This is a genomic window from Rhizobium sp. Leaf306 (assembly GCF_001423425.1).
Taxonomy (GTDB): Bacteria; Pseudomonadota; Alphaproteobacteria; order Rhizobiales; family Rhizobiaceae; genus Neorhizobium; species Neorhizobium soli.
Genome location: NZ_LMNX01000001.1, coordinates 1,538,694 through 1,565,393, shown reverse-complemented (window position 1 = coordinate 1,565,393; position 26,700 = coordinate 1,538,694). Strand labels below are relative to the sequence as shown.

Here is a 26,700-nt window from a genome sequence, read left to right as displayed (position 1 = left end):
AGGCTCAGGGCCCAAGAACGAAAGCTATCACCCGCGTCGACGGATTAACGATGACTACCCGCTTGTCGATAACTACAAAATATTGATAGCTCCGATGAGTGGGAACGATCTCTACGACCGTTGGCGGAAACGGATGCAGTTTGACTGAGCTGGGAACCAAAGCACCGGGGGCAATGTCAAAGGTGGGACTCTCTTCTTCGGTCTTCTCACCGGCGATAATATCCCGGATTGCTTGCTTAAGCTCGGCAGAAATCGCCAGTGTTCCTGGCTCGGGTGAGGGATCAGTCGGCTTTGGGTTCGGGTGGTTGGATTTTACATTGGCAGAGATGTTCTGGCTGTATTTCACAGCGTTATGGGGCGCCGCGTGCGATCGATACGGCTGGCTGCGAGGCTGAGAAGTGGAAGCTACAGCCGAGCCGGCACTCCTGGCCTTTTCGAGTAATTCATATTCTTGCGCCGCTAACGCCTGGGCTGGTTCATTGGCGACCGCGCTACATAGCATCACCAATGCGAAGACTTTCTGCATGTTCTCGATCCTAGTACGTTGGCTTCGCTTGTGACGCACGAAGGCTTTCGCGCTCGCAACTGGTGCAGTATGGCTCTTGGTATCTGGCTACCGATAGCTTGTCGGGTCTCATCACTACCGACATTGTCGACGGGGGCCGCCACTGACAGGCTGATAAGTGTTATCGTTCACTCGATATGAGCGATATCGAGCAAAGCAAGACTGCACGCGAACCGTATCTCCGGGAGAGAAACGATCGACGCCAGCAACCTGTTGGGAAACCTCTATATCGTTGGTGCTGAGCTCTTCAAACGGATCCTCCGCGTAAGGCTCTTCCGAGATTGTTCGAGCATCAGCCGGTTCAAACGGATGTCTGCTTTGGTATGGCGAATTGCATTGCCGTCGCCCGCCGCTGAATGGCGTGAAGGAATTGTCGCGTGGTCTGTAAGAGCGATATCGGCTTGCACACCATTCCAGGTGCTCAAATGTCATTTCCTGAGGCTTGTCCTCGCTCGTCGCTCGGGCTCCACCGGACAGGCCAAGCTCGGGGAGGTCGAGGATGAGCTCACTATCTTGGATGTCCATCCGCACACTGGGCTCTAGACTTGCCTCGATATTGGACGATACCGGCAGGGGGCGGTCTGCCGTACGTTCAAGGTACTGCGCGGCCCTATCGATCTTCACCGGGTTAGTGGTCCAAAGTTCGGAGACATTGGCGCTCGCCAACTGAGTTGGAGTGCGTGTCGTCCAAAGTGCAGTCGCGGATACCATTCCCCAGACAAACGTTGTGACAGCAAGGACAGAACCTCCGAGAACGATCATAACCGCTTTCATCGTGCAACCTTCTTCTTGGGCGTTTGCTGTCAGAATGCGGAATGAATCGGCATGTTCCCGACGAATGCAGTATCGGGACTTAAGTCCCAATCATCAGCTGGCGACGCGGTCTGCGATGGCGTGGGATCGGAAGTCGGTTCGCGACAGAGCTTCTTTATTGGCGTTCCGTGTGCGGGAGTTGGAGTCGATAGGAGTTGGGGGAACCGATAACCGACGCTCATTGCGCTGGATAACTTGCAAGTTCGATAGAGGTGTCGTGAGGGACGACAGACGCCAAACTAATTTTGTCTCGTGCCATCTACCCCAAAAATCGGCGCGTTGGGACCAAAGCCCAACCGAGTTGCGACCGAGGTCCGAGGACGGAACTGCGAATGAGCGACCTCGTTTCAAGCAGGTCATTAGGCTACTCAAAGGAGGAAAGTTATGTCACTGAAACATATCGTGCTCACAGCCAGCGTCGTATTGGCCGCAGGCGCTTCTTTCGCGCAGTCCTCGACTGTAAATGGCGCAGCTGGAGGCGCTGTAACAGGAGCAATCGTCGGGGGGCCAGTCGGCGCAGCTGTCGGCGGCGTCGTCGGAGCCGTTGCGGGGACAGCGATTGATCCGCCCCCGGAACGTGTTGTCAGCTATGTTCGCGAGGCACCCGCTCCAACGGACACAGTTGTCGTCCAAGAGAAAATAGTCGTTGGCGAAGCACTGCCGCAGACAGTGGTCGTGCAGTCTGTTCCGGATAATCCAAAGTACTCTTACGCGATCGTCAACACGCAACGGGTGATCGTGGAGCCGGCTTCACGCAAGGTCATTCAAGTGATCAACTAATCTCCATGGCTGGCCGCCGCTTCTCGACGGCCAGTCATTTTATTTGGATAATAGGGGAAGAGATGAGATCGGCAGCAATTTCAATAATGATCATGATGACGGGCATTGCGGCAGCGCTTGTTTTCGTAAGTAGCCAATCAAAACCCGCGGCTACGCGCGTGTTCCTTCCAGAGGCAATGACGGCAGCTCTCAGCCACGGTCAGCAGACAACTGCTGCGACGGCGCGGTAGTGCTGACGTCTCTGTCTGCGACCAAGGCGCGAGCGTCGAACCACCAGCAAGATCGCAAAACGCTACTGCGCCGTGTGTGCAGCAGGATGAAGACCGCGGAGTCTATATTAGTTAGTAAACGCTAATAAAGCAGTTCCGCAATAAGCAACGCCAAGTGTTGACGCCTGATATACCGTGTTCCTTACGTTCCTTTTTACCTCCCACTTCTAAAAACAACGAACACGCTGGGGGGACGACTTTGACTATACGAAATATCTTACAGGATCGCGGTGGCAACTTTGGTATGATTACGGCTCTTGTGGCGACGCCGCTGATCATAGCTGCCGGTGGAGCGATCGACTACACCTTGGCAACCCGCGAGAAAGTTAGCGCACAGGGTGTTGCCGATAGCGCGGCGCTCGCTGGCGCACGCGTCTTTAACGGAACGAATGCAGGTGCCGCCAAGGTTGCAGCTGAACGTTTTCTAGCGGGTTACGCAAAGAGCTTGCCGGCCGGTATGACATATAACGTTTCCATGACCGGGCAGACAGTGCTGGTGACCGTTAGCGGTAGTTCGCAAAATGCTTTCTTGGGGATGGTCGGCCTGAAGACCATTCCTATTGGCGTCGCTGCCTCGGCCATAGCGCCGATGAAACCAAAGTCAGTCACTTTCACACCCACGCAAGCCCAAGGCTTTTGGTACAAGAAAGTATCGATCCTTGTTACACGGGCTGGCAGCTCCGCAGAGCAAGCCATTGGAACCGTTGTCTATCAACCAGAGACACAGCAAAATTCCGGTCAAGGGGATATGACGATATCTCCCGGAGAGGAGTTCGAGCTAGGAAAGTACTCCAAGCTCGTGCTGCAGATGGAAGTTAAGCAAGACGGATGTCCGCTTGAGTACAAGGCGAAAGTGCACCCGAACAAGGACGTTTTCTGCGAAAAGTTAGGCAAGGGTCAAGCTGGATACACCGCCTCACTGAAGTACGACACCGTATTACGCACTGACGATCCCAATACTAGCCACTACCTGTTCGTGGACAAAGTGCAGATGCCCAAGAATGCGGCTAGCCCACTGGATAAGATCCTGGAATGCGATCAGAAGGTGAACCACGCGTGGGAGGACGGCGGCGGGTTTGAGCGTCAAGACTTCTTCTACACTGCTGAGTCGATATGTGCTCCAGACGGAGAGTTCGTTCGCCTAACACGCTAAATTCAGGCATAATCATAACTACAGGCGACCGTGTACGATCAAACCCGCTTGGGTACCAAACTTCGCTTCGGCTGGGGAACGCCCGCAAATGCTTTGAACCGTCCTCCGATGTTGATGCGAACTTCTGCTTGTGCTCACAACTTTGATATGAGGCCCGGCGCACACGTGCAGCGTAGTCAGCAACGCCGGGCCTCCGCCGCGGGAGGGGGTCCGAAGGGGCAACCGCGACGTATTTGAAACTTATCGACAAAAGCTCTAGGCGCCAATTGGCAGATCTAGCCATCAATGAACAGTAGACGCGGTGAACAAACTCCGGGAATTTGAAGAGCATTTGACTGTGTCATCAACGACCCGCGTGAACTGGAACTGAAGGAATTGTCTCCGCGTTCCATCGTGATGAAAAAGCAATCGCGCATGCCATACAAGGTCCTCGTCATTGAGGATCAATTCCTCATAGCAGCTGCTGCCGAACAAGCTATCGCCGATCTTGGCTATGAAGTTGTTGGTGCTGCAGCGAGCCGTAGCCACGCTCTGGACTATGTGGGCAAGGCAGATATCGCACTCATAGACCTAAATTTGCTGGATGGTGCGAGCGGCCTGGACATAGCCAGGGATTTTGCGAGGACCGGGACGTCAGTGGTTATTGTAACAGCCAATCCAACCGCTGTTCCATCGGAAACAGACGTTGCGATCGGCGTCTTGACGAAACCTGTTGACGACATGTCGCTATCCAGGACTCTCAAGTATTTGGTCTCCAGGATAGAAGGCCGGGCGATCCGCTGCCCTCGCGAGCTCCATCTTCTATCAGGTGCTCCTACCTCAGAAGATTAACGAGACAACGTTTATCGAGCAAGCGGTCGCATCTCTAAGGTCGTGGTTTGCCGGCCGTTGAGCTAGTTTTGCCACATCTTGTCCAGCATCATCAAACAAAGGAGATACCCAGACAGCGATATGTCCAAAGCAGCTTGTATTACTTTCAAGTAAGTTGATCGGGTCAACGGCGTGTGTTGTACGATTGCCGGTTGAGGCAAGTGCCAACAGCATATTGCCTACATTACTTCGAGAGCAGATCGAGCATCGTCAACGCGTTATCGATCGCTTTTCCAGACGCTGTATTGTCAAAAACGCACCACGTTTCCGGAGCCAACAGGTTCTGAAAAGACTTGATCGCGTCATCGGTGTAACTGGAATAGTAGATTTTTGGCTTGCCATGCAGACGCATGTACCGCGGCGGGCTTCCGAAATCATGCGGCGGCCATACCTTAGCTGGGTCGGCAAGAACTCGTTCCACATTGTAAGTCTTCAGCAAATCCAACGCTTCGGGAAATGTCCAGCTCTTGTGCCGTACTTCGATGACAATTGGTCCAGTGTCGAGGTCCCTCTTTGCCTTAAACGCTGTCTTAAACGTATCAGCATCGAACGCCAGGGATGGCGGCAGCTGACAGAGTAGGGGCCCGCGCTTCTCCCCCAATGGCGAGATATCTTCAAGAAAGGTTCCGAACGGCTGGGAGATGTCTTCCATCGCACGGACATGCGTCAACTCTTTCGGCATCTTTACCGCGAACAAGAAGTCGTTAGGTACTGCTTCGGCCCATCCTCCAAACGTGGCCGGCTTATGCCGGCGGTGGAATGTAGAGTTGATCTCCACGCCACTAAATACCGAAGAGTATCGGGCGAGGCCGCTTCCCTCTTTTACGAAGCGGTCCGCCACGTTGTTCGAAATGGACCAGCCGGCGGTGGCAACAATCGGCAACAGGTTCTCTCCAGAATGCAATGCGCACGAGAGAAACAAAAAAGCTGCAAGCGTGTTCCACCAGCCGTGCGTTGACGAGACAACCGAGTTGCAGAACAGCAGCTATCAAGGCAGCGTGTTGCACCACTCAGTGCCCACTCTCCGAATTCCGATGCCGTGTTTAAACATCTCACACTGAGGGTTTGTCGAGCGTTTAGGAAAAAAAACTTTCGATTTACCGCTTCTGCAGCACCGTACGCTTCCTCCAGCGATTTCTTCTAGGAGTTGGCGACAGAGGACTGTTACCAAGTCACACTCCGGCTGGCTAAAACGGATTTAAAGGGACGCTATTTGGTTTTTTTCAAATAGCTTTTGTAATCTTGGGACGGTAGGCGGCTTGGACTGTATGCGCTGACAGTGCGGGGCGGAACTATGGTTGCCCGTACTGGTTGAGCTACCCTTACCAGGAGAACACTATGTCAGATAACGAAACCCGCGAAATTTTCATCACAGGTCTCAAGAACGCTCACGCTATGGAAAACCAGGCCTTGAGCATCATGAAGCCGCAGGTCAAACGTATCGAAAACTATCCCGACGTGGCTGCGAAACTAGAGCAGCACATTACGGAGACTGAAGGCCAGATTGCTCGTATCGAAGAAATCCTGTCAGGACTGGACGAAGGTCATTCCGCGCTTAAGGACATAGCGCTCTCATTCACCGGTACCATGGCAGCAATGGGACATACAGTTGCTGGCGACGAGATCCTTAAGAACTCTTTTGCAAACTTCGCTTTCGAGAATTTCGAAATCGCTGCTTACAACTCCTTGATCGTAATCGCCGAAGCAGGCGGCTACAATGCAGGCTCCAACGGACTCAAGGCAAACCTTGCAGAGGAGAAGGCAATGGCTTTCTGGCTTGAGCAAAACCTTGCTGCCGTAACCGAGCGTTTCCTTTCTCTTCGTGAGGCCGGCGAAGAAGCTAAGGTGTAGGGATCGTATTTATCGGGGGACGGACCGCATTCCTTCGATATAGTCGTAAAGGAGGACTTTGATGTTTGGCGGGAGAAGCTGGAGGCATCTATGCATCGACATGCAGCGAATGTTCGCCGAAGACACGCCTTGGCATGTTGATTGGATGGAACAGGTTCGGCCCCAGATCGAAGAGATTTCGGGGCGGTATGCAGATCTGACCGTCTTCACACGTTTTGTGCCCCCCTTAACAGGCGCCGAAGCGCCGGGTGCCTGGCGGCAATATTTTGAGAAGTGGTCGATGATGACGCGAGAGCATCTGCCACACGAGATGGTTGATATCCTGCCGATATTTCGCCGAATGGTGCCGCCGGCTCAAGTATTCGATAAACGAGCCTATAGTCCATGGGCGGATGGACGGCTTCACCAGCAGTTTCAGCGCGAATACGTAGAAGGTATTGTGTTGACCGGCGGAGAAACTGACGTTTGTGTGCTGGCGACAGCATTTGGCGCCATGGATCTGGGTTACCGTATTCTTGTGTTAAGCGACGCCGTATGCAGCGGCGCCGACGAAACCCACGACGCAGCCTTAAAGCTGCTCCAAGACCGTTTTTCTTTACAACTCGATGTATGCACGACCGATGAATTTCTCTCTCGACTCTGACATCCGCGATGCAAACATCGTCAGCAATGAGATCCGCCGGAACGCCAACTCAACATCTACGAGTAAGTCACACCTGCGACATCGGCTATGATCTCGTGACGACAGCGAAAGCGAGGCGCTGCCCCACATCTCCATGCAGATATTGAGGAACAATCGGTTTTTTATCTTGTTGAGGGGGCCTCTGCAACCAGCGAACATCAGGAGATCGACATGATCGTTCACGGAGAAGAAGCATCCGCATCATCGGCTGAGGATCTGAAGCAGAAGATCAGCGACGACATGCAGTCCGTTTCGGACTTCGCCCGCAAGGAGGCTTCGACCGTTTCGGCCAAGGCGAAAGAAGCAGCGAGCGACCAGAAGAACATTCTTGCCGCAAAACTTGGCGGCATCGCAGAAGCCATGGAGAAAGTTGCTGGCGAACTCGAAAGCGGTGATAACCGCGACATCGGCAAGCTGACCCGCACTCTTGGCGATAATCTGCGCAGCGCCTCTGACCGGATCCAGGATCGCAGCATCGGCGAAATCGCCAACATGGCTGAGGACTTTGGTCGCAAGCAGCCGCTTGCATTCCTCAGCATTGCGGCAATCGCTGGTCTCGCAGCCAGCCGTTTCCTCACGGCCTCCGCGCCCAAGTCCGGCACAGTCAAGTCCGGCCCAGTGCAAAATCATGCGTCCGCAGGCCATGCGCCAGCGCACAACACGCCATCGACCTATGTCGCCCCAACTAGCCTTGCTAACACGGAGGGCCGTGCCCGTGACTAATTCAACCGAAAACCGATCCCTCCCTGAACTGGTGACAGGCTTAGTTGGCGACATCTCCGGCCTTTTCCGCAAGGAAATCGAACTTGCGAAGACCGAAGCCTCGGAAAAGATGTCCCATGCGCTGACGGGCATCGAAGCCTTTGCCGCAGGCATTGTTCTGGCAATCTGCGCTGTGGGCGTTCTCTTGGCCGCACTGGTGAAGGGGATCACCGCGCTGCTGGTCTCGCAAGGAATGACCGAACCGAACGCTGACGCTCTGTCATCCGTCGTCGTCGGCGTCGTTGTCGCCCTCATCGCCTGGGGCCTTGCTTCGCGCGGACTGAAAGCCCTGAAAGGGGAAAATCTCAAGCTTGAGCGCACCTCTGCCTCGCTGCAGCGCGATGCCCAGATCGTAAAGGATAGAACCTAATGGCCCATATTTCAGACAATTCCCGATCTGCCGAAATCGAGCAGGAAATCGCCAAAGACCGCCAGCGCATCGAAGAGCGGCTCGACGCTATCCAGCAGCGTATGTCTCCAGGCCAGATGGTCGACGAGGCGCTCGCCTATGTGAAGTCGAGCGGCGGAGGCGAGTACGCGTCCAACATCGGCGCAGCAGTTAAGAACAACCCCATTCCGCTCGCCCTGATCGGTGTCAGCCTCGCGTGGCTGATGGCTGGACCCAAGACCAACGTTGCCTCCTATGCAAAGAGCTCGGAAGAAAGCTACCCGCTTGCTCCGACTAAGGGTGAGCTGCGTCGCATCGGTCCGCCGGAAGCCGACGGAGACGTCCACTACAGCCATTTCAGTGACGCCGGCGGAAGCCGCTACAAGGCGCTGACGGATCAGACCGGACGCCGCGCCGGCCACTTCGTCGACGCCACGGGCAAAACCTTCCGCGGTTTCGCGGATGCCTCGGGTCGTCAGATCCACGACATTCGCGACGAGGCCGGCAACCTTTTTGACGAGGCCTCGGGTTGGGTATCGAGCACTTGGCAGAGCATCACCGGTTCTGCCAGCAAGGCTGGACAAGGGCTGTCGAGTGCAGGCAATAGCGCCAGCGAAATGGGCTCGCAGCTCAACGACGCTGTTCTGAAGCACTTCAAGGACCAGCCACTCGTCGGCGGGGCGATTGCCTTCGCGCTGGGGGCTGCAATCGGTGCCGCACTTCCGCATACCAGTGCGGAAGACGAAGTGATGGGTGAGACGTCGGACCGGTTGAAGGACAGCGTATCCTCCGAGGTCTCCAAGACGGCTGACAAGGTCGGCGATGCGGCATCTGAAGTCTATCAGAAAGCCGTAAATGTTGCCTCCGACGTTCATGACGTCGCTCGCGAGAAAATCGTCGGCGAAACCGGTTTGGCTGGCTCAGCCGAAACGTCGAAAAACTCCGCGGGCAGCATTTGATGTTGCCGGCCTGCCCGTCAATCTTGCCGGGCAGGCCGTTTCATAAGAAGTACGGCCTTAAGCCAGGATCGTTTGAACCATGCGCCTCCCGAACCTTCAGCGTTTACGGCTGCGAGGTGAATAACCTCCGATATTCTGCTTCTGGCGTTCCGTATGCTTCCCCTGCGATCTGTTCCAGAAGTGGGCGATCAAGGACCGTTACGACGCTACGCTCAGAGCGGATTGCGCGTTTGCCTTCCAGTTTATGCAGTGCATCGGTAACACTGGGGCGCCTTACTCCCAGCATAAGGGCAAGGAAATCATGTGTTAGCGTTAACGTGTCACCCAGACGGTCGTGAGACATAAGGACCCAACGCGCCAGACGTTTCTCAACATCGAACCTTCCATCGGCAAGCGCCGTGGCTGCGATCTGGATCATGAACACATGAGCATACTTGAGTAGGACTGCCGACAAAGAGACGCTCTCTCCTATTAAGCGACGAAGCGTTGCCGCTTCAATCCTGTGAGCCTCACCTGCACCTTGCATGAAGGATCGGTGTGGGGAACTGAATGACCCTAGAATGACGGGTATACCAGAGCAACCCTCACGACCTATGCATCCAACTTCGATCCTGTGGGTTCCGGCTACCGCAATCTCTGACGACAATCCACTTTCAAAGAAGTAGACGTGAGAAATTGGAGAATTTGGTTCGAAGAGTACGTCACCCTGGTTTAGGCTGATCAGCTGGAGGTGCGGTTCCAACATCTTCAAGTCGTTTTCGGGCATAATTTGCAAAAGCCCATTGGATGTCCAGGTCAAAGTTGCCTCCGTGCAGCGCTTTCAACGCCTGAGATAGAGGCCTTGACGCGCATGTCCATATAGGGCGCGAAGGATGGAAACTTTCGCGATGTATTTCAGTTTGGGTGCCTCACGGGAGTAGAGACCTTGCCTCGGTATTTCTTTAATATACGTTCTGGCGACGTGCTAAATAAGGATCCAGAGGGCGAAGAGCACGACACCTTGGCATCCGCGGAGAACGAAGCAATCCAGTCAGCTCGGGAAATCATGGGAGAGGCCGTCAAGTCCGGTCGTTCGAACGCGAAGGGCAAGGTTTACGAACTTCCAGACGTTGCGGGTCAAGTTCTCTCCTCGATTGCATTTACAGACGTCCTTCAGGTACGTGACGACACGTCTGCTACGGAAACAGAATAAAGAGACTGAGCGACGCCAATTTGCACAGTTTGCTCCCAAACGACGTTACGAGTGTTTTTGAAGCCAGGCGACGGCCGAGATACAAAGACCTAGCCAGGAATCGACGCATCTGCAATGATCGAGGACAGACAGCGGCAAGTCACGGCCTTGCGGCGGAAGCCGACGAGCTCCAGAGCCTCTTGGCGCAGTTCACGTTAACTGAGCAACCGTGGGAACAACAGGCTCGCTATGGCCGAGCTGCTTTAGGCCGCCATAAGAGGTTTGTGAGCCACCTAGTTAAGGTAAGGACGGGCTTAGGGATCCGCAGACCCGTCCTTAAACCAGCTTCGGATACTTCTAAGACCGTTCGAATGCAATAATCGAGACTAAGTCATGTCCAAGGCGACGTCACGTTGCCCGGATTACGATGTCATCGACTTGGGGCTTAGGATTTTCCAAGAGGCCCTATCGCCGTAGCCTACGGCAGCCTTCTAATGGTGCTGTAAATGATATTGCGGTTGGTGCCGAACCAGACGCGGGCATCGACTGTCTCCACCCCGGCGCTGGCATTGACGATACGCCACATGTCTGACTCCGAACGCTGCAAGAGCTCCCAGTTCATATAAGATTCCATATAGCCGTCGTCAGACATCTCATCGGAGAAATTAGCGAACAAGAATACTCCGCCCGGCTTCAGCATCGCGACGCAAATCTGCGTAAGTTTGATCGCGACCTTATCGGTGAGGTAATCGTAGAGACCCGCGGCATAAATCAAATCAAATGTTCCGAGTTGATGCTTTCCCGTGAGGAGCCCACGCACCGATCCATCGATTGGATCGATAGACGTCCCTTCGAATTGTCTCATGATTGAGCCAATGCTTTCGGGATCCTGATCAAGGGCGACCCAGCGCTTGATTTCGCCTTTTGAAAGAGCCGTCGATGCCTCCGCTTCCCGGAGGTGCCCGGCGGCAATCGCCAGGATTTCAGTATCCGGGGCGGTCCTCGCCGCGGTCTCATCGACGTAGCGGGTTAGAATGTCTCGCCTTTCCCTGACCGCAACCGGCCCTGGTGCGTTAATTGTGTACTCAAAGATCTGAAGTCCGACGGGAGTCGCCTTGGCGACTTCTTCAGCTACCGCTTCATGTCCATAGATGAAGTCTATCAGTCCGGCATCGCCGGAATACCCGCGCGGCTTCTCGAACGACCACCGGGTGAAGGGGCACTGCTGCAATACGTGCGCGGAAGGATGCGCCTGTATGATGGGGACGAGCATCTGCCAGACTTCGGGCCCTGCTTTTTGCCTGATATCGTGCAGTCGACTGATCAACCATCTCGTCATCTCGGGCAGATCCTTCCCGGCATCCAACCGCTGCATGGCAAGGTTTATGACAATGGCAAACTGAGCTTTTGCTTCAGCTAGAAGTTCTGCCTGGTTGGTCGGCTTTTGAGAGATAAGGCTGTCGCTGACGGATTGCGGCATGATCAAGCTTTGACCGTCAGGAGAGAAAAGGGGCTGAGCCAAAAAAAATAACCTCATGATTAATCGAATGTTAATACATTGTTAGATTTCTCACCATTTCCTCCAGGGTCAAGGCTTATTCCGGTGTCCCACATCGGGACAGTCACGTGTCACCAACTTTTAGACATTGTTAAATAAGCTTCGGGTTTAATGCTCAGCCTTCCAGGCGTGAGCCAGTTATCGTTTGTCAATGCGGGAACATGTCGTTACCGACATAGAGCGGCGGTCCACGACGCGTAAGCTGCAACCGAATTGGGTCTGAGGTCATGCTGCACATGTTTGCCGAGGCAGGTGTCGTCGCTGCAGGTACAACTTCGTCGCCAGAAGAAGACCTTCGTAATCTGTACGTGCGTGAGAGTGAGCACGGCAGAAGACGCTTAACTCGCAAGGGCCTATGGATAGCCGTTGTCGCTTTCCTTGCGTACTCTCTTACCGACTACCTCTTTATCCGCGACGTCGCTTACTACACCGTCGCAGGTCGTCTCGCCGTTGGTGTGAGTGCCTTAGCGATCCTAGAGGTCTTGATCTACGTCGGAGCAAGATCCGGCCTGATCGATACTGTCGCGGCTACAGCCGTATCCGTAGCCTATCTTGTTTGGATTCTCACTGCACAGATGTCCAGTGCTGTGGAGGCGCTCTCCTACTACATGGTTTTCGGCGCCATCTTCATGATGAGCGTGAACCTGTTTTTCAGCTTTCGCTTTCCCGTCGCACTCACAGCCTCTGCAGCGAATATGCTCATCTTTCTGGGCACGCTCTACCTGTATTCACCCATGTTGCCGCTTTATAAGCTGATCCTCGGAGCCTTCTGTATCTCGTGCTTCGTATTCACTTCATACGTGAACCTGAAACTCAACCGAGAGCGTTACAGCGTGTTCCTCAACGCTCTCGAGGCCCGTGTCCAGCACAACGCGGCAGAGGAGAGGGGCAAAGCTCTCCTCCTTTTGTCCAACACGGACTCGCTCACTGGGCTGGAAAACCGCCGGGCTGTCGATGAGCGACTACGTGATTACTGGCAGCGTTGGGTTGACCATAGGTCGATGTTCTATGTGCTGCTGCTCGATGTCGATTATTTCAAACGATACAACGACCGTTATGGGCACCAAGAGGGCGATCGGTGCCTTGTCGCTGTATCCCATCTTCTCCAGGCGGTTGTGAATTCGCACGGAGCCCGGATTGCACGTTACGGCGGCGAGGAATTCATCATCATCGCGCAGCAGCAAAGCGTTGAGGACGCCATCGCTTTTGGAGAGGCGATCAAGTCTGCCATACGTGCGCTGGCTTTACCTCATGAGAACCGACGAGATGGAACCTCGATCGTTACGGTCAGCATCGGATTGTCGTTCGCCAGGAACCAGACCAAGCACCTCGACCGAGTTGTCCACGAAGCGGATCTTGCCCTCTACGCCGCGAAGAAAGGCGGTCGGAACGCGGTCGTGGTCTTCGATCCTGGTGACGCGAGGACACGGGATGACGAGGAGGACATAGCAGCGATCCTGAAGGTCGCGGTCGCCCAGCGGCTTGTATCACTCGTCTATCAGCCGATCCAAAATGTTCAAACGGGCAGAGTGGCGGCTGCAGAGGCTCTGATGCGCTTGCGGCGGCCCGACGGCACCTCGATTTCACCCGCTGACTTCATCCCCGTCGCCGAACGATCGGGGTCAATAATCGAACTGGGGCGTTGGGCGATACGCACCGTCTGCAACGACATTCTGCCAGAGAATAAGGTGGAGGTCGCAAGTGTGAATGTTTCGCCGATTGAGCTCAAAATGCCCGACTTCTCAAGTTTCGTCGCTTCAACGCTCTCTGATTTCGGTTTAGCAGGAGCAAGGCTCGCTCTCGAAATCACGGAAGGGATGGAGCTTGAAGTAGACCAGGATGTCGTGCGCTGCATCAACGATTTGCGAAAGTTGGGTGTCCAGGTCTGGCTGGATGACTTCGGTACGGGTTTCGCCGGATTGTCGTGGCTACGTCTCATAGAGTTCGATACCGTCAAGATCGATCGGTCCTTCCTCCATGACTGCAACACGGAGCGAGGACGACGAATGATGTTGGACATCATCGGCCTGCTTCGTAATCGTGGAACCCGCATTCTTGTCGAAGGGGTAGAAACTATCGAGCATCAGCGTCTGATGCAGCAGTACGGCATTCATCAGCTACAAGGGTACTATCTTGGCCGACCCGCAGCGGCAGACCAACTGCATACCCTCAACGTGGTGCCGTTCGATATCGTGAAAAGCCGCGTAGGATACACTTGAGGCCATCACCGACGTTCCACACTGCCGTAGCCTTCGAAGCCGACGCGGGCTTCACGATCCGGATAGGAGCCACTGGAAGGTTTGCAGCAGTCCAGGGCTGGAGCTGTTCATTCGGGCTTGATAAGACAGTACGATGATCACTTTTACCGAGATGCGTGCTCTCACCATCGCTGCTGCGGCCTCACCGAAGCGACCTTTGCACTTGAGCGCCGCAAGCGGCCTCGTAAGCGTGGGCTCGACGATTTACGTTGTTGCCGACGATGAGCTTCATCTCGGAGTATTCTCGAAAGATCTGCCTAAACCCGGACGTCTCGTCCGTTTGTTCGAGGTTGTGTTGCCCGACAATAAAGGTGCGCGAAAACGGATGAAGCCAGACCTTGAGGCGCTCACCCTCGTTCCGCCTTTCGAGAATTTCCCTCATGGCGCACTGCTGGCTCTCGGATCGGGATCTAGGCCGAACCGGGGACGCGGGGCCCTTGTCGCCCTCGACAGCGATGGGACCGTGTTAGGCCCGCCTCGGGAACTGGATATGTACCCTGTTCTCGTTTCGCTTCACGAGGCATTTGACGTGCTCAACATAGAGGGCGCGGTCATCGTTGGCGATGAGTTGCGCCTGTTCCAGCGCGGCAACAAGGGACAGGCCAACAACGCGATCATCAGCTACTCCGTCTGGGACGCCCTTGCTGCGTTGCAGAGTTCGAAGTCCGATCCGATCAAACCGACCGCTATCAACAGGCTCGACCTTGGTTATATCTCTGGTGTTCCCTTTTGCTTCACGGACGCGACGGCTTTGGCTAACGGTGACATGGTGTTTTGCGCAGTGGCAGAAGATACGGAGGATGCTTATCGCGACGGGCCTTGCAGGTCGTTCAGCCGCTCCCTGGCCAGTTCCGCCACCGACGAGAGCTTCGCCATCAGTTTCCGATACGCCATGTCCAGATGAGTCGCCGACAGCCCCAGCGGCTGGTAGAACGAGACCTTGAGGTCTCCCGTCCAGACGCGCTCGGCCTTGAGGCGGGCGAGCAGCAGCCGTTCAGCACGGGCCATGACCGAGGCGTATTCGCAAAGCACCGGACCGAGACACGAAATATCGCTCGTTCTCAGATACAGCCTTGTTTCGAATGTCCTGATCAACGTCCGGGCCTTTTGCCATCCCCGAGATTGACAATGGTCAGGCGAAAATCGATCGGCCGCAGGCCTGCGTAGGAATCAATTCAGAGCGAGTGGAGAGTAGTTCCAACCTTCGTGACGAATACCCATTGTTTCCGCCCGCACGGGGTGCTCGAGTGCCGATTGCAAAAGTTCCGCGCGTGAAGCAATGGGCACCCGCGAACTCGCGACCTTGAAGCGCTCGTCGCAGGCCAAGAGAACACCTGCGCTAGACTCTGCGTCCGAAGCTGGAACCGATAAGCAAAAGTCTCGTTGGTTACGCATGAAAAATGTGGAGATCTCAAATGGGCTCTGACCTGTGGGAGCAGCCAGTGGAAGTGACGGTCGACTGCGGGGATCATTTCAAGAGCATTCGTAACTGCCGGGACGCGATCGCCTACATGATGACCAGTTGGCCAGGCGAAAGAAGAGCTTCGTTCTCTTTCGCGAGAAGGATCATTTTGAAAGCCATCGATGGTCGTGCGAAAGCAGCAGACGCGGCAGCGGCATTCAAAGCGGCGGCAATCGAGGCCGGCCTTATCAAGTAGCTCGTTGTCTTGCGCGGCAGTGGCTTTGATGCTTCGACCATTCGTAGGCATTGGCTACGACCTTGGCCCCGTCAACCGATGTCATCTTCGCTTTCGGTTGATGGCTAACATGCTGTCACCAAGCAAATGATGGAAGGATTACTTCATGACAGCGGTACGACCCTGTTTCTGACTCATTGGAGCAACAAATACGCCATTCACTTGGCCGAGCCTGACGTCGGCCGCTTCCCTCGGGAGGCGGCGATCCGCATTGGCGACATGCGTGAACAGGTCTGATTTCTCAACCTCGGACGTCCCGAGGACACTGTAATCTCATCGAAACCCAGCGCTGTTGCTATCGTGGTGTCACGAGCGACATCCGCTCGAATAAACGCATCCCTTATCGACGCGGGCTTGCATGATCCGGGACCTGTAAATCCAAATCGGGTCAGCACAGCTACAACATGACGATCGAGTTTATAAGGCTGCCGGATTTAGTAATAACCGAAATACTTGCGCCTCCGGAGTCCCCAGTGGAGCGACTGAAGAAACGGGGCTCGACGTCGGCTAAACGCGGCCGCTTTGAAATTTTTACCATGCTACCAAGCACTTGCTTAATCATCGAAAAGCTAAACTACCAACAACAGGGGGTAGTTCGTGCGTCTGATCACAAAAATCAATTTGGCGCTTCTGGGTGTTGTTGCTGTCTCGGCCGTGCTGAATTTCGCAGCCCTGAGGATGGCAGTCATGCCCAGCTTTGCATCTCTCGAGGAGCAAGCAGCCGATCGGAATCAAGGTCGCGTTCTGGAAGCGATTGAGCTTCACAAAGAGCAAGTAGCCAACAGCGCCGGCGACTACGCTATCTGGGACGATACGTACGCTTTCATGAGAAACGAAGCGACGGACTACGTAGACAAAAACGTCACTGCAGAATCGCTGAAGACCCTCGGTGTAAATTATTTCGTGGCTGTCGATAACGAAGGGCATATCGTCCTCGATAGCGGGTATCGGTATGGCGAAGAAGAACCGTCGCCACTCAGACTATTTGCCAGTAATCAGCTCCTCCGGTCCCACCCTTTTCTCGAGGCAACAGAAGATGTCGAAGTCCGGTCAGCGTTGTTGAGTACCGACCAAGGGCTCGTCGTGGTTGGGTATGCACCTATCCTAATGTCCGATCGAAGCGGGGAGCGTGCCGGCACACTGGTTCTAGGACGTATTCTCGACGCCGATGCTCTGAGATCGGCGACGAAGGTCGACTTCGAATTCAAGGCTCCAGAAAAGGCCTCAGAGGACTTGGGCGTTTCCGGTCAGGAATTCCTCTATCGGGTAGATCAGTTGACGAGTGTCGAGGGGAAACCTCTTACCGCTGTGATTTCGCGGACCGGCCGGGATATCACTGCAGTTGGGGAGCGAACGATCCTGACGACCCTGCTGTTTTTGCTCGGAGGCGCAGCACTGCTTTTGTTCGCGCTCGGATATGTCCTTCGGAAAATAGCCGTAAGCCGCATCGAAATGCTTAGAGCTCATCTTAGTAATGTCGCCTCGACCGGTAAGCTTGAAGCCTTGCCGGACGACGGAAGAAACGACGAACTGAGCGAGGCCATCCAGGCGTTCAACGACATGGCACAACAACTGGCGGAGCTGAGAGACAAGCTGCGTAGACAGGACTACGACCATGGTGCTGCCGACCAGGCTGCCGGTCTGCTTCACAATGTACGTAACGCCATGAGCCCGGTTTCCGTCCTTGCCTGGGAGCTTTCGAAAGAGGGGCAGTCGGCCGTTAGCCAAAACCTAACGAAGGCGCTTGAGCAACTCAAGGACCCCGAGATAGCGCAGGACCGAGCAGCAAAGCTGAACCAGTTCGTTACGATGTCGGCGACGCGCCTGATCGAGGACGAGGCAGAACGCCGGAATAGTGTGAGGTCGATGGTCGACATGCTTCGGCATATCGATGATATCCTCAAAGACAGCGAACGGTCTGCCCAACTCGAACGCGCCGTCGAATCGATCGATCTCGACAAATCGATGCGCGACGCAGTGCAACTGGTCGAACGCCGTGCGGCTGTAGACCTCGGTCTCAGTCACCTCGACGGCAATCTGGTTCTCGGGCACAAAGTGCCTTTTGATCAGGTCCTTGCCAACATCCTCGTCAATGCAGCGGAGGCGATAGAAGCTTCTGGGTCAAAGTCAGGGAAAATCTTAGTCACTTCCGAGATCCGCACAAGGGGCCAGGGCGCCCGAGAGGTTGCGATGATGATACGGGACGATGGGGTCGGTATCGACCGGGGAAGTTTACAGCATATCTTCGAGAAGGGCTTCAGCACGAAGAGTGAAGGCAAGCGCGGGCTTGGGCTTCATTGGTGCGCTAACGTTATGAATGCGATGGGTGGTAGGGTCGTAGTCGAAAGCGAGGGGGCAGGAAGAGGAGCATGCGTTACGGTCACGCTTCCTGCAGCGACGGAGAGTAAGGCGGCAGCATGATGATAGATTCATACGGGAAACGGATTCTCGTCTGCGACGACGAAGCCAGTGTCATCGACTCATATCGTAGAATTCTATCCGATCTCGTCGCTCCAACGACCCCGCCCGTGCTTGGCGAACTCGATGCATTGGCGGCAGACCTGTTCGGCGATGAGCCATCAACCGTCAACTCAGCCGCTGTCATCAACGACATCACATATTGTCGACAAGGCAACGAGGCCGTCAGCGTCTTCGAGGCAGCAAAGCGGCAGGGGCGGCCGTTCTCGGCTGTCTTCCTCGACGTTCGAATGCCCCCGGGTATCGACGGCATCGAGACCGCTAAGCAGCTTCGGGCCTTGGATCCTGCAATAAATATCGTGGTAGTCACGGGTTATTCGGACCATAGACCCTCCGAGATAGCGGGTATCGTCGGAGCGCAGGATCGCCTCTTTTACCTTGTTAAGCCTTTCAATGCAGACGAGGTTCGTCAGATGGCGACGACGCTCGTCCACCGCTGGTCCACCGATCAGCAAACCGCAAATGAATTAGCTGAGCGGCTTGTTCAACTTGAACAGACCAATCATGCCCTTAGAGAAAGTCAGGCATACGCTCATCAAGCAGCTCGACATGACCCTTTGACCGGGTTGCTAAACAGGAAGGGACTGGAGGAGGAGTATTCGGCTGCATTGAAAGATGCGAAAGAGAGCGGGAGGTTGATCTACGTCGCTTATGCCGATCTCGACAGATTCAAGCAGGTGAACGATGGCCACGGTCACATCGTCGGAGACCAGTATATTCGCGAGTTCGCAAACCGCCTCGTCGGAGCTACCGGAACGGACGGTTTCGTGGCGCGGGTGGGTGGCGACGAGTTCATGGTCGTATTTGCAGCTGAAACCGGTCCGGAACCTATGTTGGAACGCCTCCTTCGTGTAGGCGAAAATCACTTCATCGAAGCAGGCGTGAGGCTGCCCGTAAACTTCTCGGTCGGGTATTGCAGTTGCGCGTCCGGGATGCCCTTGTCTGAAGCCATGCGGCGAGCCGATGTGGCCTTGTACTCGGCGAAGTCAGCTGGCAGAGGTGTTGGTCGAGCCTACGATGAGTTGTTGGACGCGGAGATTCTCCACAGTCAATCGCTGGCAAGGGATTTGAGATCCGCTATCGCCGCTGATACGCTAGACTTGCATTATCAGCCGCTGATGAGTGCGGACGGCCGCCGTGTCACAGGAGTCGAAGCTCTTCTTCGCTGGACCCACTCCCAACAAGGCTCGATCTCACCAGCTCTGTTCGTACCTATAGCCGAGGAAAACAACCTCATGGGCGAACTCGGCGACTGGGTGCTGCGCCGTGCGTTTGCGGATATGCAGTGTTGGCCGGGCCTCGTTACCTCTATCAATATATCGACAATGCAATTCTCTCGTCCAGACTTCGCCGATCACGTCATCGAAATGGCCGGGGCAGCGGGAGTACCCTCCGATCTTATCGAGTTCGAAATCACCGAGACAGCGCTTTCGGATAACATGGTTCAGTTCGCCAACCAGGTCGAAAAGCTTGTCCGGGCTGGCTTCAGGCTTGCGCTCGATGACTTCGGAAGCGGCTATGCCGGGATCGGTTATCTCAACCGGCTTCAATTCAGCAAACTGAAGATCGACAGGTCGTTCGTCAGCGGTCTTCGCATCAAGCCGAATGCCGACCGAATGATCCGCTCGATCGTCGGTATGGGTGAGGCCATGGGCCTGACCGTCACCGCGGAGGGCGTTGAAGAACAGTTCCAACACGACCTTCTCCAGGCAGCCGGCTGCGACCAGATGCAAGGCTTTCTGTTTCACAAGCCTTGCAGCGCCGAAGAGGTCCTGAAGCTACTCGACAGACAGCGGGAAGCAGAGCGTGCTGCGTAGCCACGTGGGAACGAGATAGCCGTTTGCTCAGCGTAATTACGCTGAGTCTGCTATCGGACCGAAGCGGTCAAAAGTCCAGCCCTCGAGGCTTGACACCCGTTCAATACGCGGCTCCCCATGTAGCCCGTTGACGATGGCTGCCAGCGTGGCTGTCGGATAGGCTACATGATCGGCAGAGCTGAGCCTAAAGGTCTCGATGACTGATGCGGTGGTAACGTATTCTTCCCTCCGCTCTGTAGCCCGTAGATGCTCTCGGAGAACGGGTGCTTCTCCTCCCGTGCAGACAGACTGAACCTTTAGCTTGTCCTCGGACATGGATCACCTATGTCAAGTCGGAGGAGGAAGAGGAGGCCGCATGCAACCCGAAGATGTTCCTGTTGACGACAGCGCCGAGGTCCGCCTCGCCCTGTTCGATTTCGCCTTCGACCATGCCCCCATCGGGATAGCGGTCGTCGACGTCGAGGGGCGTATCGTGCGTGGCAACGACGCTTTTTCAGAACTCGTCGGAATTCCTTTGCCAGCTCTCCGCGGAACCCCTTTCGCAGATTTCACACACCCGGACGATCTGGATGCGGATCTCGTTCTCTTCAGGGATGTGTTAGCAGGAAATCGAGACGGATACACGATCGAAAAGCGCTATGTCCGTCCAGATGGCCATATCGTCGACGTCGTGATCCACGTTGCGGCGATGCGCGACAACTCTGGCAAGGTCGTCCGATTCCTGTCGCAGATCGAGGACATCACGGCCCACAAGGAACACGAGCGGCAGCTTGCAGAGAAGGCGGCTCAGCTCCAGCTCGCGATGGAGGCGCTCCGGGGCGGCTTCTGGCATATGGACGTGTCCACGAATACGTTCGAGACGTCCGATCGCCTGGCTGAATTCATCGGCGGCCCCGAAGCTGCGAAGTTAGATCTGAAGCGTTATCTCGAAAGGGTAAATCCGGACGACTCCGTCGCCGTGGACCTTACACCGCTCCTTTCCGGAACGGTCGACCAGTCCGTCGCCGAGTATCGTCTCGAGACCGTGTCCGGTGAGAAGTGGATGCGCTGCGATCGTCGATTACTCAGGGATCCCGATGGGAGACCGCGCAGGATCGTGGGCGTCGCCATCGACTTCACGCAGGAGCACGAGCGTCTCGAAGCATCCGAACGAAATTCGCAGAGCGACGCTCTCACAGGGCTGCTCAACAGGAGAGGATTGGCCAGTCGATATGAGCAGATGGTCACTGCATCCGGTATCGGCGTTCTCGCGATCGACCTGGATGGCTTCAAGCTGGTCAACGACTGTCTGGGGCATCCGGCGGGCGACTACGTCCTGCAGGAGACTGCTCGAAGGCTCGGTGCTTGCATCCGCTTCACCGATCTGGCCGCTCGAACGGGCGGAGACGAATTCATCCTGGTCATCGCAGGCGATCGGCATGCCGTCGAGGGCATCGCTGAACGGATCATCCTCGCGATGCGCCAGGCGATGACTTTGGGAGACACGCAGGCAGATGTGCGGGCAACCATAGGCGGCGCCTGGTCGGATGCCAAAATCGACCTGGCCAGACTGACATCGCAGGCGGACGCCGTCCTTTACGCATGCAAGTCCGGAGGCAAGGACACATGGGCCGTGGAAACCTCTTGATAGAAACGCGATTTGCCGCGCAGGAGGCCCGCTAATTGCCGCGGTCGCGTCGCTTCAAATGAGGCGGATGCAATGACTCGACGTTTAACGTTCAATATCTCAACGCCCAGTTCAGATAGCGAGTGTGCGGGAGACACGCTGTTGCGCGTCAGGGCAACGGAGAATGCAGCTACTTTCAAGCAGTGAAGCGACGCTACGGCCTGCTTGCTAGTCGCTCCGACTATTACGATCAGTGGTCGTCACGGCTTCTCCAATCCTGGTCCGCAGGCGTTACTGACGAGGCGAAGTGTTTAGTCCACCTTCGAGGGACGCCGTAGCCGATATGACGCCCTGACATTATTCTCGTTACTCGTTTACATTTTGCCGAATTCTGGATCACCGTGGGAGCGCCTTGGAGTCTGTCATTAACGAAGTAGTCCGGGTAGACGGCTCGACCGGAAGTTCCACTTGAAACGCAACTTTTTTCTTGAGATATTACCGCCACTGAACGGCTAGTGCCGAGAAAGGCGGTGGTCCGTGGATCAGGCGACCAGAATCTCAACGCCTATTGCGTCCCTCTCCAAGGCTCTTGCGAGGATTGCTCGTGCCCGCAGCACCGAGGAAGCAGTCTCCACGCTGAGAGAGACCGTGCGGAATGTCATCGGTTGCGAAGGGATCGCCATCATCCTCAAGGATGGGGATCTTTGCCACTATGTCGAAGAGGACGCCATCGGACCTCTCTGGAAGGGCCAGAAATTTCCGGCAGCTGCCTGCGTCAGCGGATGGTCGATGCGCAACAAGGCAACCGCGGTGATTCCGGATATCAGAGCCGATGACCGGATTCCTTACGAGCTTTACGCTGGAACCTTTGTCCGGGCGATGGCAATGGCACCTGTCCGGTCGAATGCTCCTGTCGGCGCGATCGGCGCATATTGGTCGCAGCCCTATACGCCTGCGGACTGGGAGGTGGAGGTGCTCGAGGCGCTTGCAGAGGCCGCTGCCACTGCACTGGAGAATGCCGCCCTGATCGAGTCCCTTACTGCTGGAACAACACTACGGAGCGGCGTCGCAGTGGAACCCCGGAACGACGACTTCGCGCGCGACGTCAAGCGTGTGGGTGCCATAGCAGCCGTGCCAACGATGCTTGATGTCGTCTTGCGCGTCACGGGAATGGGCTTTGCCGCGGTCGCGCGCGTGACGGAGACACGCTGGATCGCCTGCGAAGTTCTGGACCGGGTCGATTTCGGTCTCAAACCGAGCGACGAACTGCCGATCGAAAGCACACTGTGCAATGAAGTCCGCATGCGTCGGCAGACAATCGTCTTCGACGATGCTGCGGAAGATCCCCTATACTGCGATCATCACATGCCGCGCACCTATGGTTTGCGCAGCTACCTCTCCCAGCCGATAATTCTCGAGAGTGGTGCCTTCTGGGGTACGCTGTGTGCGATCGATTCGAATCCGGCGAAGTTGAAAACCCCCGAGGTTCTCGGCGCATTCAAGCTCTTTGCGGAACTCATTGCACATCATCTCGATGCCGAAACACGGCTACTGAACGTGAGCGTTGCGCTCCAGCGCGAACGCGAGCTTGCCGAATTCCGGGAGCAGTTTATCGCAGTGCTTGGGCATGACCTGCGAAATCCGATCGCGGCCGTGGATGCGGGGACGTCGCGTCTGATGAAAGAAGGATGGACGGAGCGCAGCCCGGTCCTCCTGAAGCTGATGAAATCCAGCCTTTCCAGGATGTCCGGTCTCGTCGACAACGTGATGGACCTCGCCAGGGCGCGGATGGGCGGCGGAATCACACTGTCGCTGTCCGAGGAGGACCTTTCCACGACACTTCAGCACGTGGTGGACGAGGTTTCCGTCGCAAACCCGACGAGACGGATATCGGCCGCATTCGATGCCCCCATGACGCTCGCCGTAGACCACCCCAGACTGGCGCAGATGGTCTCGAACCTCCTGTCCAACGCCGTCACTCACGGTGCCGACGACAAGCCTGTCGCGATCAATGGGCGAATAGCCGATGGTTGTCTCGAGATCTCGGTGACGAACGGCGGCAAGCCCATCGAGAGGTCCGAGATCGGCAAACTGTTCCTTCCCTTTAAACGAGGTGACGGCAGGGCGGGCGTTCAGGGTCTCGGATTGGGTCTCTACATCGCTTCGCAGATCGCCCAGGCCCATGGCGGACGCATCGATGTGCGATCCGACGCCGACGAGACGTGCTTCACGTTCCGGATGCCGTTCGTTCACGCGATCGTGCCATCTGCCTGAACAGCACTCCATGCCGAGAGGCGCATCCCTGTCGCAGAATTCGATTGTCTGAAGACGAGGAAAAGTGGTTGGCAGTCTTGCCCGCCGGAAATAAGGATCTACGTTCAGTTGTGACGAACCGAGGCTTCATTTTGATCAAGGCGCGGCCTGCATTCCTGCTTCTGAGCGCGGCGATCATCCCCGTGCTCGTGCTTGCGACATTGATGGGATGGTTCATCATCCGTGAGCGTCAGGCCGAGATCGACGCGAACGTCCTAGACCGTGCTTCGCTTCTGGCAAGCTCGCTCCAGCGAGAACTCGCAACGCAGATCCAGCTCCTCTCTCTGGTAGCGGAATCGCCACGGCTCGACCTCCCGGTGTCGCGGACAAGCTTCAACGAGACGGCACGCCGTCTCAACGATCAGGTCCCAGCATGGGAGCAGGTGCGGGTCTCGAACGGGGACGGAGAGATCGTGCTGTCGTTCCCCCCTCTTGCAGCCTCCGCCCCAAGGACGGTTGTCGACAAGGAGAGTCACGACCGTGTGCTAAAATCTGGATCGGGCATAATCGGGAACGTGGTTATCGGGCCGGGCGGCAAACCTGCTTTCGCCGTCCGTGTTCCGATTATCCGGAGCGGGCGCGCCAGAGCTGTGCTGTCAGCAGTCATCCGTCCGGAAATGATCACGCAGATCCTCCAGAGAAGCGGGCTTCCGAGCGACTGGGCCTCGTGGGTTGTAGACAATCAGGATAGGCTAGTCGCTGCCACTGCAGCACCCGGTTTCGAGGCCAGGCCAGCCTTGGAATATGTCAGCCCTGCCGGGATCTCCCGCGTCGAACTGCACGATGGCACAAGTCTTCACGTATCAGAGGCGTCGCTCGTTGGGACGCCCTGGCGAGTCAGTGTGGGAGTTCCAGCGGCCGACTATGATCTACCCGCGAGGCAGGCAACGCTGCTCCTCCTTGTCGCGAGCATCGTGATCGTCGTTTTGTGTGCGACGGCAGCCGTTCTGCTCTATCATGAAGTTCGGACACGGAGCGCCGAGCGTGAAAGCCTTGCGAACTGGCAGCGGATGGACGCCCTGGGGAAGCTTACCGGACAGGCTGCCCACGACTTCAATAACCTGCTGATGGTCTTCCAGTCCGGCGTCGAAGGTATCGAAAGACGGCGGAACGACGAGGAACGTGTGACGCGCATGCTGGGCCACATGAGGGAAGGCATCGCGCGAGGCAAGGGTATCACCAGGCGGCTGCTGTCATTCGCGAGACGTTCCAACCAGGGTGCGGAACAGATCGAGCTGGATCGAAAACTCGCAGAGATTGCACCCCTGCTCAAGCAGGCCCTCAACGACACGATATCGCTCGACGTCCGGCTTCCGGACGATCTCTGGGCGATCGACGCCGACCCGGTCGGCCTTGAGATTGCGCTGATCAATCTGCTCACGAACGCAAGGGAAGCGATGAGCGGAGGAGGCGAGGTCACCGTCGAGGGGCGCAACATCGCCGAGGGTGCGTTGGAGGACAGCCGGGTTCAGGGACCGATGGTGGCGCTGATCGTCTCCGACAATGGTGAGGGCATTGCCGCCGGAGACCTAGACCGGATCTTCGAACCATTCTTTTCCAAGAACGCAACCGGAAGGCCGGGGCTTGGACTGACGCAAGTTCACGGATTTGCGACGGCAAGCGGCGGTACGGTCAGGGCGGCGAGCCTACCTGGACGCGGAAGCGCATTCACGCTGCTCCTTCCGAAATCGACCGCACCGCGAAAAATGGAACACAGCGAAGATAGGCGGCGTGAGCTTCCAGCCAAAATCCTTCTTGTAGATGATACGCCTCCCTCGCTCGAGTCGGCGCGCCTGACGTTGGAGGGCCTGGTTCTTTCGATCCTGACAGCGCGGAATGGAGCTGAAGCGCTGGAGATCCTGAAGCGAGAGCCGGATATCCAGGCGGTTGTGAGTGATATCATGATGCCGGAGGTTTCCGGCATAGAACTGGCCGAGCATCTGGCTCGCAGTCACCCTGATCTTCCGGTGGTCCTGATGACGGGGTACAGCGACAAGCTCGAAGCGGGCGGGACGATATCCCGGCCTGTCCTTACAAAACCGTTCAAGTTGGACGATCTTCTGGATGCGCTGGCAACTGCTAAGTCGTCGGTGCCCGATCTCACGAACGTAGTGCGACTTGATGTTTCGGCGAAGACCTGACCGAACGCATCGGGCCACCGCGTTGCGATTTGTCGTCAAGGCGTACTTGGCCATGGAAGCGGAACGCTCATTATTTTCAGATCGGCTGGCTGATGCTGCGTAATTTCTGCGCCCTACCAAAGCTTATGGTGAGGTTGACCGTTGAATGAGTCGAGCATTCCAAACCGGAGATGAAGCATGTTCACTCACGTCATGATTGGCACCAACGACCTCGAAAGGTCCCGACGCTTCTATGATGCCACGTTTGCAGCGTTAGGTGGAAAGCCTGGCGAGATGGATGAGAGAGGGAGACTGATCTACCTCCATGAGGGCGGTCGGTTGATGATCACGAAGCCGATCGACGGCGAGCCAGCGACCGTTGCAAACGGCGGGACTATCGGCATCTCGGCTGCGAGCCACGATCACGTACTGGCCTGGCATGTGGCTGGAATCCAACATGGGGGTACCGCGATCGAAAGTCCTCCTTCCCAGCGACCTAACGGATCGTTCGTTGCTTACCTTCGTGATCCGGACGGAAACAAGCTGACTGTACGGTCTCAGCCGACTGAATGAACCAACTGCCGTTACCC

At 56.1% G+C, this 26,700-nt stretch carries 21 protein-coding genes; 17 read left to right on the top strand and 4 right to left on the bottom strand.

Annotated features, from left to right (window positions below; translation table 11 throughout):
• Window positions 1–4: 4 nt before the first annotated feature.
• The gene (locus ASG19_RS07420) at window positions 5–526 is read right to left on the bottom strand and encodes a DUF1236 domain-containing protein (RefSeq protein ID WP_062454587.1); all 522 of its coding nucleotides are present in this window, start codon (window positions 524–526) and stop codon (window positions 5–7) included.
• Between the two features lie 1,236 nt (window positions 527–1,762).
• Here ASG19_RS07420 and ASG19_RS07415 point away from each other — a divergent pair.
• The 3 genes from ASG19_RS07415 (at window position 1,763) to ASG19_RS07405 (ending at window position 4,411) form a co-directional block, all read left to right on the top strand.
• Window positions 1,763–2,158: a DUF1236 domain-containing protein gene (locus ASG19_RS07415; RefSeq protein WP_062454585.1), complete on the top strand. Its 396-nt coding sequence runs from the start codon at window positions 1,763–1,765 to the stop codon at window positions 2,156–2,158.
• A gap of 468 nt (window positions 2,159–2,626) precedes the next feature.
• Window positions 2,627–3,580 (top strand): TadE/TadG family type IV pilus assembly protein, encoded by a 954-nt coding sequence (locus tag ASG19_RS07410; protein WP_156466428.1) that lies wholly within the window; start codon window positions 2,627–2,629, stop codon window positions 3,578–3,580.
• 414 nt (window positions 3,581–3,994) lie between these two features.
• Window positions 3,995–4,411 carry a response regulator gene (locus ASG19_RS07405; RefSeq protein ID WP_062454581.1) on the top strand — a complete coding sequence of 139 codons (417 nt, stop codon included), beginning with the start codon at window positions 3,995–3,997 and terminating at the stop codon, window positions 4,409–4,411.
• 223 nt (window positions 4,412–4,634) lie between these two features.
• Here ASG19_RS07405 and ASG19_RS07400 read toward each other — a convergent pair whose 3' ends face one another.
• The gene (locus ASG19_RS07400; RefSeq protein WP_062454579.1) at window positions 4,635–5,333 is read right to left on the bottom strand and encodes a DUF72 domain-containing protein; all 699 of its coding nucleotides are present in this window, start codon (window positions 5,331–5,333) and stop codon (window positions 4,635–4,637) included.
• 455 nt (window positions 5,334–5,788) lie between these two features.
• Here ASG19_RS07400 and ASG19_RS07395 point away from each other — a divergent pair, with 455 nt between their 5' ends.
• The 5 genes from ASG19_RS07395 (at window position 5,789) to ASG19_RS07375 (ending at window position 9,092) form a co-directional block, all read left to right on the top strand.
• Window positions 5,789–6,301 carry a ferritin-like domain-containing protein gene (locus tag ASG19_RS07395; protein WP_062454577.1) on the top strand — a complete coding sequence of 171 codons (513 nt, stop codon included), beginning with the start codon at window positions 5,789–5,791 and terminating at the stop codon, window positions 6,299–6,301.
• 61 nt (window positions 6,302–6,362) lie between these two features.
• Window positions 6,363–6,944, top strand: coding sequence for a cysteine hydrolase (locus ASG19_RS07390; protein WP_062454575.1), 582 nt, complete (start codon window positions 6,363–6,365; stop codon window positions 6,942–6,944).
• 210 nt (window positions 6,945–7,154) lie between these two features.
• Complete coding sequence (locus ASG19_RS07385; RefSeq protein WP_062454572.1) at window positions 7,155–7,706, top strand: hypothetical protein; 552 nt, start codon at window positions 7,155–7,157, stop codon at window positions 7,704–7,706.
• Window positions 7,699–8,115 (top strand): phage holin family protein, encoded by a 417-nt coding sequence (locus tag ASG19_RS07380; RefSeq protein WP_156466426.1) that lies wholly within the window; start codon window positions 7,699–7,701, stop codon window positions 8,113–8,115. The genes ASG19_RS07385 and ASG19_RS07380 overlap by 8 nt, the downstream gene beginning before the upstream one ends.
• On the top strand, window positions 8,115–9,092 hold the full coding sequence (locus ASG19_RS07375; protein ID WP_062454569.1) for a DUF3618 domain-containing protein: 978 nt from the start codon (window positions 8,115–8,117) through the stop codon (window positions 9,090–9,092). The genes ASG19_RS07380 and ASG19_RS07375 overlap by 1 nt, the downstream gene beginning before the upstream one ends.
• A gap of 103 nt (window positions 9,093–9,195) precedes the next feature.
• On the opposite strand, the gene ASG19_RS07370 is transcribed toward ASG19_RS07375, so the two are convergent.
• Window positions 9,196–9,891 carry a Crp/Fnr family transcriptional regulator gene (locus ASG19_RS07370; protein ID WP_062454567.1) on the bottom strand — a complete coding sequence of 232 codons (696 nt, stop codon included), beginning with the start codon at window positions 9,889–9,891 and terminating at the stop codon, window positions 9,196–9,198.
• A gap of 850 nt (window positions 9,892–10,741) precedes the next feature.
• Complete coding sequence (locus ASG19_RS07360) at window positions 10,742–11,785, bottom strand: class I SAM-dependent methyltransferase (protein ID WP_062455012.1); 1,044 nt, start codon at window positions 11,783–11,785, stop codon at window positions 10,742–10,744.
• Window positions 11,786–12,048: 263 nt separating this feature from the next.
• Here ASG19_RS07360 and ASG19_RS07355 point away from each other — a divergent pair, with 263 nt between their 5' ends.
• The 9 genes from ASG19_RS07355 (at window position 12,049) to ASG19_RS07315 (ending at window position 26,683) form a co-directional block, all read left to right on the top strand.
• Complete coding sequence (locus ASG19_RS07355; RefSeq protein ID WP_082476214.1) at window positions 12,049–14,040, top strand: bifunctional diguanylate cyclase/phosphodiesterase; 1,992 nt, start codon at window positions 12,049–12,051, stop codon at window positions 14,038–14,040.
• Between the two features lie 133 nt (window positions 14,041–14,173).
• Complete coding sequence (locus ASG19_RS23830) at window positions 14,174–14,983, top strand: hypothetical protein (protein ID WP_062454564.1); 810 nt, start codon at window positions 14,174–14,176, stop codon at window positions 14,981–14,983.
• Window positions 14,984–15,494: 511 nt separating this feature from the next.
• Entirely contained in the window at window positions 15,495–15,737 is a 243-nt protein-coding gene (locus ASG19_RS07345) for a DUF982 domain-containing protein (RefSeq protein WP_062454562.1), read from the top strand.
• A gap of 636 nt (window positions 15,738–16,373) precedes the next feature.
• Window positions 16,374–18,197, top strand: a complete 1,824-nt coding sequence (locus tag ASG19_RS07340; RefSeq protein ID WP_062454560.1) for a CHASE4 domain-containing protein — start codon at window positions 16,374–16,376, stop codon at window positions 18,195–18,197.
• Complete coding sequence (locus ASG19_RS07335; RefSeq protein WP_062454558.1) at window positions 18,194–20,071, top strand: GGDEF and EAL domain-containing protein; 1,878 nt, start codon at window positions 18,194–18,196, stop codon at window positions 20,069–20,071. Before ASG19_RS07340 ends, ASG19_RS07335 begins: the two co-directional genes overlap by 4 nt.
• A 301-nt stretch (window positions 20,072–20,372) precedes the next feature.
• Window positions 20,373–21,698, top strand: coding sequence for a diguanylate cyclase (locus tag ASG19_RS07330; protein WP_156466425.1), 1,326 nt, complete (start codon window positions 20,373–20,375; stop codon window positions 21,696–21,698).
• 516 nt (window positions 21,699–22,214) lie between these two features.
• Window positions 22,215–23,951 (top strand): GAF domain-containing sensor histidine kinase, encoded by a 1,737-nt coding sequence (locus ASG19_RS07325; protein ID WP_062454555.1) that lies wholly within the window; start codon window positions 22,215–22,217, stop codon window positions 23,949–23,951.
• A 110-nt stretch (window positions 23,952–24,061) separates the two neighbouring features.
• Window positions 24,062–26,131: a response regulator gene (locus ASG19_RS07320; protein WP_244476094.1), complete on the top strand. Its 2,070-nt coding sequence runs from the start codon at window positions 24,062–24,064 to the stop codon at window positions 26,129–26,131.
• A 177-nt stretch (window positions 26,132–26,308) separates the two neighbouring features.
• A complete protein-coding gene (locus tag ASG19_RS07315) occupies window positions 26,309–26,683 on the top strand; it encodes a VOC family protein (protein WP_062454553.1) in 375 nt (124 codons plus the stop codon).
• Window positions 26,684–26,700: the final 17 nt, after the last annotated feature.